14 protein-coding genes are annotated in these 12292 nt (G+C 44.9%); 4 read left to right on the top strand and 10 right to left on the bottom strand.

Going from position 1 to position 12292, the window contains the following annotated elements; all coding sequences use genetic code 11:
- Window positions 1-35 precede the first annotated feature (35 nt).
- Both D0A37_RS09080 and D0A37_RS09075 read left to right on the top strand, forming a co-directional pair.
- A complete protein-coding gene (locus tag D0A37_RS09080; protein WP_242723395.1) occupies window positions 36-2708 on the top strand; it encodes a phospholipid carrier-dependent glycosyltransferase in 2673 nt (890 codons plus the stop codon).
- A 66-nt stretch (window positions 2709-2774) separates the two neighbouring features.
- Window positions 2775-3710 carry a cobalamin-binding protein gene (locus D0A37_RS09075; protein WP_242723393.1) on the top strand — a complete coding sequence of 312 codons (936 nt, stop codon included), beginning with the start codon at window positions 2775-2777 and terminating at the stop codon, window positions 3708-3710.
- Between the two features lie 138 nt (window positions 3711-3848).
- On the opposite strand, the gene D0A37_RS09070 is transcribed toward D0A37_RS09075, so the two are convergent.
- From D0A37_RS09070 to D0A37_RS09040, 7 genes are all read right to left on the bottom strand, one after another.
- Window positions 3849-4520: a fasciclin domain-containing protein gene (locus D0A37_RS09070; protein WP_242723391.1), complete on the bottom strand. Its 672-nt coding sequence runs from the start codon at window positions 4518-4520 to the stop codon at window positions 3849-3851.
- A gap of 165 nt (window positions 4521-4685) precedes the next feature.
- A complete protein-coding gene (locus tag D0A37_RS09065) occupies window positions 4686-5468 on the bottom strand; it encodes an MBL fold metallo-hydrolase (RefSeq protein WP_242723389.1) in 783 nt (260 codons plus the stop codon).
- Window positions 5469-5530: 62 nt separating this feature from the next.
- On the bottom strand, window positions 5531-6799 hold the full coding sequence (locus D0A37_RS09060) for an RNA-guided endonuclease InsQ/TnpB family protein (protein ID WP_242725441.1): 1269 nt from the start codon (window positions 6797-6799) through the stop codon (window positions 5531-5533).
- A gap of 256 nt (window positions 6800-7055) precedes the next feature.
- Window positions 7056-7643, bottom strand: coding sequence for an anthranilate synthase component II (locus D0A37_RS09055; RefSeq protein ID WP_242723386.1), 588 nt, complete (start codon window positions 7641-7643; stop codon window positions 7056-7058).
- 177 nt (window positions 7644-7820) lie between these two features.
- The gene (locus D0A37_RS09050; protein WP_006632814.1) at window positions 7821-8282 is read right to left on the bottom strand and encodes a diacylglycerol kinase family protein; all 462 of its coding nucleotides are present in this window, start codon (window positions 8280-8282) and stop codon (window positions 7821-7823) included.
- 212 nt (window positions 8283-8494) lie between these two features.
- Window positions 8495-9031 (bottom strand): rRNA maturation RNase YbeY, encoded by a 537-nt coding sequence (gene ybeY, locus D0A37_RS09045; RefSeq protein ID WP_006632813.1) that lies wholly within the window; start codon window positions 9029-9031, stop codon window positions 8495-8497.
- 206 nt (window positions 9032-9237) lie between these two features.
- The gene (locus D0A37_RS09040) at window positions 9238-9456 is read right to left on the bottom strand and encodes a DUF3285 domain-containing protein (RefSeq protein ID WP_242723384.1); all 219 of its coding nucleotides are present in this window, start codon (window positions 9454-9456) and stop codon (window positions 9238-9240) included.
- 434 nt (window positions 9457-9890) lie between these two features.
- Here D0A37_RS09040 and D0A37_RS09035 point away from each other — a divergent pair, with 434 nt between their 5' ends.
- Window positions 9891-10709 carry a hypothetical protein gene (locus tag D0A37_RS09035; RefSeq protein WP_242723381.1) on the top strand — a complete coding sequence of 273 codons (819 nt, stop codon included), beginning with the start codon at window positions 9891-9893 and terminating at the stop codon, window positions 10707-10709.
- Window positions 10710-10808: 99 nt separating this feature from the next.
- On the top strand, window positions 10809-11744 hold the full coding sequence (locus D0A37_RS09030; RefSeq protein ID WP_242723379.1) for a DUF1350 family protein: 936 nt from the start codon (window positions 10809-10811) through the stop codon (window positions 11742-11744).
- On the opposite strand, the gene D0A37_RS09025 is transcribed toward D0A37_RS09030, so the two are convergent.
- From D0A37_RS09025 to D0A37_RS09015, 3 genes are all read right to left on the bottom strand, one after another.
- Window positions 11741-11947, bottom strand: a complete 207-nt coding sequence (locus tag D0A37_RS09025) for a DUF4058 family protein (RefSeq protein WP_242723377.1) — start codon at window positions 11945-11947, stop codon at window positions 11741-11743. The genes D0A37_RS09030 and D0A37_RS09025 overlap by 4 nt on opposite strands.
- A 75-nt stretch (window positions 11948-12022) precedes the next feature.
- On the bottom strand, window positions 12023-12157 hold the full coding sequence (locus tag D0A37_RS09020; protein WP_242723376.1) for a tetratricopeptide repeat protein: 135 nt from the start codon (window positions 12155-12157) through the stop codon (window positions 12023-12025).
- Window positions 12158-12172: 15 nt separating this feature from the next.
- Window positions 12173-12277, bottom strand: a complete 105-nt coding sequence (locus tag D0A37_RS09015) for a tetratricopeptide repeat protein (RefSeq protein WP_242723374.1) — start codon at window positions 12275-12277, stop codon at window positions 12173-12175.
- Window positions 12278-12292: the final 15 nt, after the last annotated feature.

The raw sequence follows: 12292 nt of genomic DNA, 5'->3' as shown, positions 1-12292 counted from the left end.
AGCTAAAAGCTGCAACCTAAAATCCAACAATCGCAATGGCACAGCAACATCGGGACAGCGAGGGCAAGAGTCTGCTTGTCTTAGGCATAATTTGGCTGCTGGGGGCAATTAGCGATCGCCTCTGGTTTGCCCTCGATCGATCTGTCCCGGCGTGGGATCAAGCAGACTACCTGACTAGCACCCTGAAATACTTGCAGGCGTTGCAGCATCCTCAGTGGTTTTCCGGGGAGTGGTGGACAAACTTCTGGCTGCTTTCGACCAAAATTCCGCCCTTGGCATACATCTTAACGGTTCCGTTTCTTCAGGTTTTCGGTACTGGGGGCGATCGGGCAACCCTCGTTCATTTATTATTTAGTGCAATTCTCCTCGCCTCAGTCTACAGTCTGGGCGTCCAATTATTTAACAGGCAAGTCGGTTTGTGGGCCGCTGCAATTTGCGTTTTGTTACCGGGACTTTATCGGTTCCGCTTGCAATTTTTACTCGACTATCCCCTCACTGCTGCGATTACTTTGGCTTTCTATTGTTTGACTATGTGGAAGGCTTCTGAAGGAAGAAGGAAGAAGGAAGAAGGAAGTTCGGCAACGGATTTAACGGATGTAACCGATAGAACTCCGTTCGAGGAACGAACAAAAGAAAAGTATAAATTCTCCCCCTCCCACACTCCCCCACTCTCCCCGTCATCTTTCTTTTGGGCGATCGCCTTTGGTATTTCTCTCGGCTTATCAATATTAGTTAAACACACTACCGTATTATTTCTATTTACCCCGATTGTGTGGTTGGCTGTTGGTGCGGTGCGACAAAAAGCTTGGGGAAGATTAGGTCAATTAACTGGTGCTCTGTTGCTGTCGGTGGCGGTGTTTGGGCCGTGGGCGAAAACCAATTGGCTGTTAATTTTGACCGGGGGAAAACGGGCAACGCTGGATTCTGCGATCGCCGAAGGAGATCCGGCCCTCAATACGATCGACGCTTGGATTTACTACGGTCAACACTTACCGGAACACGTTTCTTGGCCTCTGTTACTTGTTCCCTTAGTAGGATTAATACTTTATTGGCGTCGTCGGCAAGATAGTTCGTCAATCTTGCATCTCAACTCCTGTCGCTGGCTGGCTGTTTTCTGGGGAGGAGCTTATTTAATTAATTCTCTAAATATCAACAAAGACGACCGATATGTGATAGCTTATTTGCCAGTTTTATCTATTTTCTTAGCCTACTGTTTAACGCTGTGGCCTTCTCGGTGGGGACGACAAATTCGCTGGGGTACAATTGGCTTGGCAATTCTGGCGATGCTGTTCCATATCTTGCCGCTGGGAGGTGCTTTTGGACATAGCTTAGTCCAAGTTATCAGTCCCGGCAATTCTAACTATCCTTACTTGGGGAAAGAGTGGCCGCACCGTGAGGTAATTGCAGAAATTATTGATAAGGAACCTTATTTGCAATCTACTTTAGGCGTGTTGCCTTCGACGCCGGAAATTAACCAGCATAATTTTAATTTTTATGGTGCTTTGGCTAATTTTCAGGTTTACGGGCGGCAGGTGGGAACGAATTTAAAAGAAGTGCCGCAAGATGTGCGATCGCTCTCTTGGTTTGTAACTAAAAGTGGCCCGCAAGGTTCGATTCGCGAAGGAATTAAAAAAGGTCAAAATGCAGCCGTTATGGCAATTGAAAAAGGTGATAAGTTTGAGTTAGATAAAACTTGGGTTTTGCCCGATTATACTAATTTAAATCTTTATCGCAAGCGAGTGCAGCCTGTCGAAATACAGCCGTTGAATGAAGCGCGATCGCAAGTACAATTAGATCGAGTTACTGTCGCGCCAAAAGCAGTTCCCGGAGTCGCGCTGCCGGTTACTTATACTTGGTCTGGGCCTTGGCAGCAGTTGCAGTCTGGTTTAGTGTTGGTAACGTGGGAAAATCAGCAGTCGAGCGATATTCCACCGGGAAAGACTTTCAAGATTTTACACGATCGCGCGATCGCCCAGGCGACATTGCATCCGGGGATGCTGGAAGCGGATAAATTTGCTGTGGGGTTTCGAGTTGTCGATCGCACGGCGATGCTTCCTCCTGCTAATATTGCACCGGGAACTTACAATCTGCAAGCTACTTATCTAAATCGGAAAACCGGCGAAACTTATCCGATTAATGTGCCGACAGTTAGTGTTAAAATCGAGGCAGAGCCTCTGGATATGCGTTCTCAGGCAGAGCCTGGAAACGAGAATAATACAGATAAGCCTGAGTTAGATTTGGTGACTCAATTGCGGGCGATGGCGGTTAATTTACCCAAAGGATTGCCCGGTTTAGAACCCGTGTTCGAGCAGATTGGGCGCATCAATCAGTACGATCCAATTCAAGATTATACCGTGCAAGCGGAACAAGCGTTAGAATATCGGTTGCAGCAAGAACCCAATAATCTAGAATTGGCTTATGCTTTGGCATTTTCTCGGGTATTGCAGCAGAATATCAATAGTGCGATCGCAGCCTTAGAAAAAGTCACTCAACTCGACTCAAAAAACCCTTACGCTTACGCCTATCTCGCTTTCGTACACCTGTACGGCTGGCATCCCAAAGCTGCTCAAACAGCATTAAAACCCGCTCTCGCTCTCAACTCCAACCTACCGGAAATTAGAGTTTTAAACGGTGTAGCGGCTCTGATGCAAGGTAATCTCATTCAAGCATGGCAAGATTTGCAATACTTAAAAAAACTAAAAATTTAAGAATCCCTTTTATTGTGGCACGGGCGTCTCGCCTGTGCTTCCGAATCTGTAAAAAACCGAAAACCAATGAACCAACTCAGAATTGTCTCTCTAATTCCCAGTGCCACCGAAATTGTAGCACTTTTAGGATTAACCGATGCAATTGTGGGCCGTTCCCACGAATGCGATTATCCCCCAGAAATTCAAAATTTACCTGTTTGCACTCAGCCTAAATTCAATCCAGAAGGAACTAGCAGCGAAATTCACAACCGCGTGACAGAATTGTTGCAAAATGCGCTGAGTGTCTATAAAGTAGAAATAGATACTTTGGAAAAATTGCAGCCGACTCACATTATTACTCAAGCTCAATGTGAAGTCTGCGCTTGTTCTCTAACAGAGGTTGAACAAGCGGTAAGCACGCTGGTAAATAGCAAGCCGGAAATTATTTCTTTGCAGCCGAATCTGCTAGCAGAAATCTGGACGGATATTCAGCGAGTTGCTGATGCTTTGGGCGTAAATGGCAAAAGTGCGATCGACCTTTTGCAATCCCGCATCGATGCTATTACCTCGAAAACACAAGCATCCTCTATTATTACCACAAAAGAGAGACTTCCCAAAGTAGCTTGCATCGAGTGGATTGAGCCTTTGATGGCTGCGGGTAACTGGATTCCCGAATTAGTGGCAATGGCGGGAGGCAATTCGCTATTTGGAATTGTCGGCGAACATTCCCCTTGGTTAAAATGGGAATCGCTAGTAGAAGCTAATCCCGATGTAATTATTTTCATGCCTTGCGGCTTTGATTTAAACCGCACTCGCAGCGAAGCAATGCAGATAACTAAATACGCAGAATGGCCTAATTTGCAAGCAGTAAAAACGGGGAAAGTTTACATAACTGACGGCAATTCTTACTTTAATCGACCGGGGCCGAGATTGGTTGATTCGTTAGAAATTTTAGCAGAAATTCTCCATCCCGAAATCTTCGATTTTGGCTATCGGGGTAAGGGTTGGCAGCCCTTTTTGTAGATACCCGCAGCTAGCTAAAGCTTTATCTGTATTAATTCTGAATTGCCTGCCATACAAATAAGGACACAACAATGTTGTGTCCTTACTTCGCCTTCATTTAACCGAATCTGACATCAATTGATGCAAAAACGGCTATTTTTACATTCCATCGGGCGGCATCAAAACCTTGTCAATTACGTGAATAACGCCGTTGCTAGCTTTGATATCAGCTTTCACAACATTAGCGCCGCTGACAGTAACTTTGCCTGCGTTAACTCCAACCTTCAGGGCGCTGCCTTCCACACTTTTAACATCGCCGGATTTCAGGCTAGTAGATACAACCGAACCAGGAACAACGTGGTAAGTTAAAATCTTAGTAAGTTGGGCTTTGTTTTCCGGTTTGAGCAAATCCTCCACAGTTCCTTCTGGCAAAGCAGCAAATGCCGCGTCAGTCGGAGCAAAAACAGTGAAAGGGCCTTTGCCTTGTAAAGTTGTAACCAAACCTGCAGATCCCAAAGCCTTTGTCAGCGTCTTGAATTGAGCGTCGCCAGATGCAATAGCAACAATATCCTTAGCAGCGCCAGTTGGTGCCGGTGTAGCGCCAGTTGGTGCCTGTGTAGCGCCACTTGGTGCCGGTGAAGCGGAAGTTGGTGCCGGTGAAGCAGCGGTGTTCACCTTTCCTGCAACTTGTGAAGTTTGAGTTGCATTAGCAACATTGGTGTTGGAGGTGATGTGAGCCCAAGCCGGGAAACCGATTAACGCGCTAGCGCCGATTATTCCTGCGAAACCTGTCAATTGTTTCATCCAGCTAGGTAAATTTTGATTTTTCATTTCGCTTGCATTTCCTTATGAGATAAAACCGTGAACAAGAATTGTTATGTTAGCCAAATCTCGACAAAAGGCAAGGTTGCCAGAGGCTAAGGTAGAGAGAAATTTCTCTTGCATCCCCGATCGACCAAAACTTCCTTAATATAACGCAACCTAAGAAATCTGGCATTAACCGCTAAATCTGTAACTCAAAACCTCAATCACCGAACCAGTTTGAGGTAAGTCAGCAGATTTGATCGAAATCGTGTCATTATTCAATCGGCGCACCGGCGTACCATCCATCAGCGCCAAAAATTCATCTAGCGGCACCAAATCGCAGGCAGCAGCATCGGCGGCTTGGGTTTTGAAATGTGTCGGAATCACCATCTTTGGTTTGAGAAGTTGCAAAGTTTGCTTCGCTTCCGCCGGAGTGTAAGCTTTCGGCCCGCCGCCCACGGGAATCAGCACTACATCGGGCCGCCCGATCAATATTTGCTCTTCAATGCCGATCGGGCCAGCAACTCCGCCCAAGTGTAAAATCTTAACGCCCGCTTGCTGCCACAGCCAAGCCACATTGACCCCAAATCGTCTTCCTCCCTCACGGTCTTTTTCCGTCCGAATCCCTTGAATCCGCAGCCCGTTAGACCTGTAAGCCCCTGGCTCGTACAAAAGGCCGGGATTGCCCGCAAATCCGTCGATCGCCCCTTCATCGAGCAACCGGCTGCTAATCAGAATCAAATCTGTTGGCACTTTAGGAGAGCGATAGCCTGCCGTACAGCCCAGGGGGCGAAAAGGATTCACCAGCACCCTCGTACCGCCTCCGGTGAACAAGAAGCAAGTGTGGCCCAACCACTGAACCGACAAAGAATCAGCAGTTTGAGCTTGATAGCTTTCCCATGCAGATGGTAAACCAGTGAAGAAAGCTGCTAGCAAACCCGTCTGTGTGTAACGTATTAATTGTCGCCGTTTCATCTTGTGGTTGCGGTTATCGGGTGTTGGTCGTTTGTTGTTATAGCTGGTAAAAGTATAGTCATTTATTGCATGACATGGGAGGCGTTAAGTCCCTCCCCCTTCCCTTTCACTTTGAGCGGATCGACCCGCCTCGGCTGAACTAGGCAGCTCCCTATCCCATTGCTGAACGCATTTGGGATTGCTTTTCTGAGGATATTGTACGCTGCATTCACATCGGAATTAATTAGCTGACCAGCCGATGTTTTGTACAAACCCCGCTTAATCCGCTTACCAGTAAACACAGGCTCTTTTTCGGTTTTTCCATAAACAGGAATTGGGTCTAAACCTAAAAAACTGGATCGGGATGTATAGGATTCTTCCTGCACAATTACTGTGATTCCCGCCAACCGAGCTTTGTACTTCAACATTTCAATTAATCGAGAGTGAGGAATACTAACAAAGTTTTGATTGGTTTGCTTCCCTAACTCGATTTCTGTTTTCCACTGCGCGTTCTTGCCAATTACTAGCGTCCCAATCTGCTTGGTGAGCAAAAGTTTAATAATTAGACGGCTAGCATGATGTAAGTAATTATGGACTTTTTGATGGCGACAGCGAGTTAAGCGCTGAATGCGGGGCGAAGTTTTGCGATTCCCTTTGAACTGGGATTGCAATCGTGCTTTCCGCTTGTTGTAAAACTGGTTAATCGATTTCAATGGTCGCCCGTTAATCAACAAAGGGATAAATCCCGGTTGATTTGAAGTTAACGCCACTAAATTATCCAGTCCTAAATCAATACTAGCTACAGAATTAGCGTTGCCAAGAGTGGACTCCGGTTCATCATAAATTACCTCAATTACATAGGAATCACATTTCGGAACCAGCCTAATTTGGCAAACCTGGTCGGGATTGACTTTGGTTTTAATTAAAAATTCTGTACCCGAAAGTTTAATGATTCCTTTCTTCAACTGTTTGCTGCTAATTGCTTGAATTGTGTAGACGAGAAGGTTTCGCCCTTTAACTTTATCTTTGTACTTCGGCAGTTTTGGGCGCCCAGTGAATTTTGAAGAATCAACTTTGTAAGCTTTAACGGCTTCAAAAAACGATTTCCAGTTCTTGTCTAAAACCATTAAAATTTGCTGACTTACTTTGGCAGGCAAAGCCTTGTAGGCTTCATGAGACTTCATCAAGCGGTTCGTTTCGTTGTAATTAACATAGCCCCACCCATAAATAAAACTCTGACGAATAAGGTAATTGGCGGCATTGTAGAGGTTTTTGGACTTGAAAGCTAGTTCGTCAATTTGGGCGAAACGGTGTTCCGTGGATTTAATGATGTGCCTCTCTGTTAGCTGCATTTGAGACTTCCGTTCTTTGGGCTGTGCGTATTTCTTGTTCAACACTCATAGCGATATGATACCATTATTGTTTATAATTGCTTATAAAATCAACGAAGTTTTACAATATCACCAAACACCGTCAGGTGCGAAATGTACACCCTACTTTTACCGTAAGGTAAGTAATTCGCACCCGGAAGCTTCACAGAATTTGCACAGTCAGGTGCGAATTCCGCACCCGAAAGATGCAGACAAAAACTCAAAATTCACCACCCAACTAAAGCCGTTCTAAGAAATTTCGCAATAATTGCTTTCCCGCAGTCGTCAATATACTTTCCGGGTGAAATTGTACACCTTCAATGTGCGGATATTCCCGGTGCCGCACACCCATAATAGTTCCGTCTTCAACCCAAGCCGTAATTTCTAACACTTCTGGACAACTCTGCTTTTCAATTACTAAACTGTGATAGCGAGTTGCAATCATCGGCGATTCCACGCCCTGAAAAACTCCGACTCCTGTGTGTTCTACCGGAGAAGTTTTGCCGTGCATCAACAGAGGTGCAGAAACAATTTTGCCACCGAATACTTGACCGATACTTTGATGTCCGAGGCACACGCCTAAAATTGGTAAAGTCGGCCCCAATTCTTTGATTAATTCCAGAGAAATTCCCGCATCTTCCGGCCGCCCCGGGCCTGGAGAAATCACCACTGCTGCAGGCTGCAATTGGCGAATTTCTGCTAAGGAAATTTGGTCGTTGCGGTAGACTTGCACTTCGCTTGCTACGGGCAACTCAGCACCGAGTTCTCCTAGATACTGTACCAAATTGTATGTAAAACTGTCGTAGTTATCGATGACTATAATCACGGGTTAAGTTAGATTTTAGGTTTTAGATTTTAGATTTTAGATTGACTCGCTGCCTGAAAGCAAGGGTTTCAAGATTTTAGATAGATGCGGAAGATAAAAATAGCTGCAATATAGACGACTAAAACTAAAAATCTCAAATTTGTCATCTAAAACCTAAAATTTGCTGAGTCCAATAAGTTACTGACGGGCGATCGCAATTTGAATGACGACCCACAAAGGAGGAAGCAGAAGTGCAGTACCGACGATGATCGCAGCCATTGCCGATACCAGAACTGCTCCGGCAGCGCAGTCTTTGGCAATTCTGGCTAGTTCGTGATAAGATTGCCCGACTGTCAAGTCTACCACCGATTCGATCGCCGTATTCAACAGTTCCATTGCTAAAACTATGCCAATGGTGACGCCGATCACAGATATTTCTACAGGTTTGAGTTGCAAAAATAGCCCGAGTCCGATCGCCAATGTTCCTATAACAGTGTGAATCCGAAAATTTCGCTGAGTTTCAAAAGCATAAGTCAGACCCCCCCAAGCGTATCTAAAACTGGTAGCTAAGCTAGATGCGATTTTCCAGGATAGCTCTCGGTTGTATTTCAAGGCTGTTTTAGACTCGTGGACTGTTGGGCTGGAAGAGTCTTGAGGCATGGGCAGAAACTGTGCGATTCTTGATGAAATTGACGGTCGATTTAGTGTCATAAACTACCAACTTTAAGTTACAGAGATGAATGAAAGCTAGACTTTTCAAATTGACTTCATCTAGTCTAGGTAACTTTCCTAAGTTTTTACTAAAGTTTTGGTGTAATTTCAGAAAGTTATGTTGGGCTTGACATGATTTGTCAAGTAACCATCAACTTAAGTTATGCTGTTTGGATCGTAAGACCGATCGCCTGCAGCAATGTTTCTTGTTGATCGAGCATTTGAGTCAGACTTTCTTCATCCGGGTGATCCCAGCCCAAAAGATGCAGAAAACCGTGGGCTGCGAGCCAAGCTAGTTCGGTCTTCAGGGGATGTCCTTGCTGCTGGGCTTGTCGGTTAGCTGTATCGATCGAGATGACGATATCACCCAAGTATAGGGGTTCCGATGACTGCATTTCCTCTAGCTGAGGACAGTCTACCTCTAAAGATGCGAAAGCTAGTACATCGGTTGATCGATCGAGCTGGCGGTACTGGAGGTTGAGGGCTTGCATCTCCGTATCGGCGGTTAAACGCAGACTGACTTCGTAGCCCGGGGCCACTGGCACATCCGCCGCCTGGTTTTCCAGCCAAACGCTAAACCAATTTTCCCAGGTTTCGGCTGAAATCTCCCCGCTGGCTGCACTCTCAGGGAGGTTGGAAGCGTCGGCTGACTGCTGGGCGATCCCGTAACAGTCTTCGACGTTCACCTCAATTAACATTTTTTTGCTCTCCTGTCAAGGGATATATTCAATTTTTTTACAAATTCCAATGGCGCGATCGAACGGCAGGGGATTTTGCTGTTGCTGGAAAGATACAGTAATCTGTTAGAGATTGCAACAGGCAAGCAGAACAATCAGCTTAACTCCCGATTAAGAAAGATCAAAAACATCAGCAGAAATTAGAGGCTGATTGTTGGAATCCTCGATTAAGAATTGAAATAGTGATCGAGAAAAGCCAAACCGACGAGTACGCCTAAAAGTCCGGCTGCTGTCAAAGCAAAGTGAAACAGAGAAGTCGCCCGCTTGCGAACCATGTTCCGCATCGCCAGCTTGACATAACTCGGTGGAGGTGCATTGTTTGTCGGCGCTGTCTGGGTTTCGGCGGACTCTTCGGAGGCAGGAATTGCTGAGGGAGGTTGACTCATAACGGTTAGTTTAGAAGGTTAATAGAGAGGCTGCCGAGGATAGCCTCGTCCCGATGGTAACAAATATGTAACGTTTTGTGTAGGTGTTTTGAGCTTTTCGATCGCCCCGGGCGCATTAAAGGGGGATTATACCAACAGATTAATGTGCGATCGGGCTGATTATCAATTCGATATTTTATTTTTATCTTCAGATACACAAGGATAAATTAAATTCCCGATCCGTGTTCCTGTGCGCTTTAACAAAAATTTTTAAATTGTCAAGTCGCACAATCAAGCGACACTCATTTTAGTTAACTCAAATGAGTGTCACTAGAAAAAGCGACTGTTAACCAACCGCGACGGGCAGTTATTCATAGATATAGCCACGGAAAAACAGAAACAAAATTTTCCGGCTAAATAACCCAAGCTAAAAGTTAAATTACTCGCACAAAAACATGGAAGTTTCCACCTTTGAAATCCTCACCGCACCGATCGCACCTGTGATGGGCATCCCTCCACAACTCATCCCAGTGGCTCGTCGAATCGTTCAGGGATACTTTCTCACCATCTCCAATCTCGAAGCGTTCGACTTGCGATATCGGATTGAGTTTACCGTCAGCTTACCCGTACCGGCAGATCCTAATAAAATCTTGCTCAACAACGCTTTCTTAGTGGTTGACGTTGAAGGCAGTAACATCGAAGTCCCTCTGACTCAGCAGCCAGGGAAACCGAAGGTATATCGCGCATATTTCACAATACCCGCTCACAAAACTGCATCTGTTCAATTGTTGCCAATTCTGCCAAAAACTCTGACTCCAGGTTTGTTGGAAGTGCGCGGCTATGTCTCGCTATTTGTGCCAGCGCGCTCCATCTTTCCCAAGCCTACACCCCAAAGCAAGAAACCAGTCAAGGTGTTATTGAATCCCGAAATTCGCGGTACTTTCTTGCCAAACGATTTCCCATCAGAAACTCGAACTTCACCAGACTTCGATCAAATTAATTACACTTTAGCGATCGCCAGTGGAAAAGGCTTGAACGAGATTACGCCTGAACCAGGTAAACCAATTATCATCGATTTACCAATTGTTACCCCAGTTCTGGAAGAGTTACGTAACGGTAATTTGGACATAGCTAGTTTGGAAGCAGACAATTCCGAAAAAGCTCAACTTTTAGTGCAACTGCTGGCCCAACTCGATGCCAATGATGTCAATTTGAAAGAGCTAAATACAGTGATGGATAAATTCGATATTCCTGTCAGAATGTCTCGCAGCTAGAACTGTTAAATGCTAAGTAACTGTAAGGTGGGCAATGCCCACCTTATGTTTGATTAGGTTTAATTAAGCATACTTATACACTCAGTGAGCTTTATTCAAATGTCGCACTCCTTTAAATTTCAGCCTGTTTCTTTTAGTTGGGTGGCTGTTCATCCGCAGCCCAAAGGTGTGGTTCAATTTATTGGTGGAACTTTTTTTGGTAGTTTGCCCACTTTGTTTTATCGATATTTTTTACAGCAGTTGTTTGAAGAAGGTTATACCGTAGTTGCTTTGCCCTTTAGATTTACTTTTCGTCACTGGCCGATCGCTATTGGGTTATTAAAAGAGCAGGAGATACTGAGAACAGAACTGACCGAGATTGCTCAAAGATTAGGCTATGAAAGCGAAATTTATCAAGAACCATCGAGTTATTTTTGGGTTGGTCACAGTCTGGGATGCAAGTATATTGCTCTTTTAGAATTTTTAAGCGACGATCGGTATCCAAATATTGTGAATAAATTCTGCGATCGCCCTGACTACGAACGGATTCAAAGGTTAATCGAAAATCTGGGCATCGACCGACCTTCAATTAAAGGCCAGCCGTCCTTATTAATTGCTCCTGATATCAGCAATACAGAGAGCGCTATACCAGTGCGATCGCTAGCAAAACTGTTAGACAAATTCCGTTTAGGAGTGCTACCAACCCGAGAACAAACTCAATGCTTTATTGCTAATAGTTCTCTGTTTAATTTGACTGCAATAATTTCTTTCGAGCGAGATGATATTGCTGGTTCTACCAATGATATCAACAAAAGTCCCGAACAACAAAAAAACAGCGATGTACTTTGGCTCATACAACAGCTAAGTAATAGAAAATGGCCTTTATTGAGCCAGGAAATAGAAGGCAAACATTTAGAGCCGATTGGCGTCAAAATCGGTAATTATATTGTTGACCTCAATCCTTGGGATAAATTCATCAAACCTCTGAGAAGCCGATTCCTTGAATATTGGTCTGTCCATTTTTTGGATACTTTGAAAAAGCGGTTAGGCGCTTAACTATCAGTTGTTATTTGCGATCGCCCTTTCCATCCCCTCTCCTCCAACAAAAGATCCGCCCAAGCAGCATCAGTTTCGGACAGTGGGGGAACTGTTGCGGCGGTAGAATCTATTCTAAAGTCTTTGGCGGGGCGATCGTAAACCCCATTTACTAACGCTTGTAAATCTACACTTGGTTCCGCATCACCTGCACGCAAAGGCAACGGCCAGGATTGTAAAAATTAATACAACAGCTTATCATTTGCATTAATTGTGGAACGGGGGTCTCGCCCCTTAAGTTAATTGTGGAACGGGGGTCTCGCCCACCCTTGAACATTGCCAATCTTTTCCTTAAGTCCGAGAAATTCTTGATAAAATGCGATCGCCTTGGCTACTTCCCCTTGATTGGCATAAATTATTGCTAGTTGGTGCAAAGTAGCAGCTTTTCCTTAAACATTGCCAATCTTTTCCTCAAGTTCGAGAGATTGTTCATAAAGTGCGATCGCCTTTGCTACTTCCCCTTGATCCGCATAAATTATTGCTAGTTGGTGCAAAGTAGCAGCTTTTCC

The sequence above is a fragment of the Microcoleus vaginatus HSN003 genome, from assembly GCF_022701255.1.
GTDB lineage: Bacteria > Cyanobacteriota > Cyanobacteriia > Cyanobacteriales > Microcoleaceae > Microcoleus > Microcoleus vaginatus_B.
Note: the sequence above shows the minus strand (reverse complement) of the source record. Positions and strands in the feature narration are given on the sequence as shown.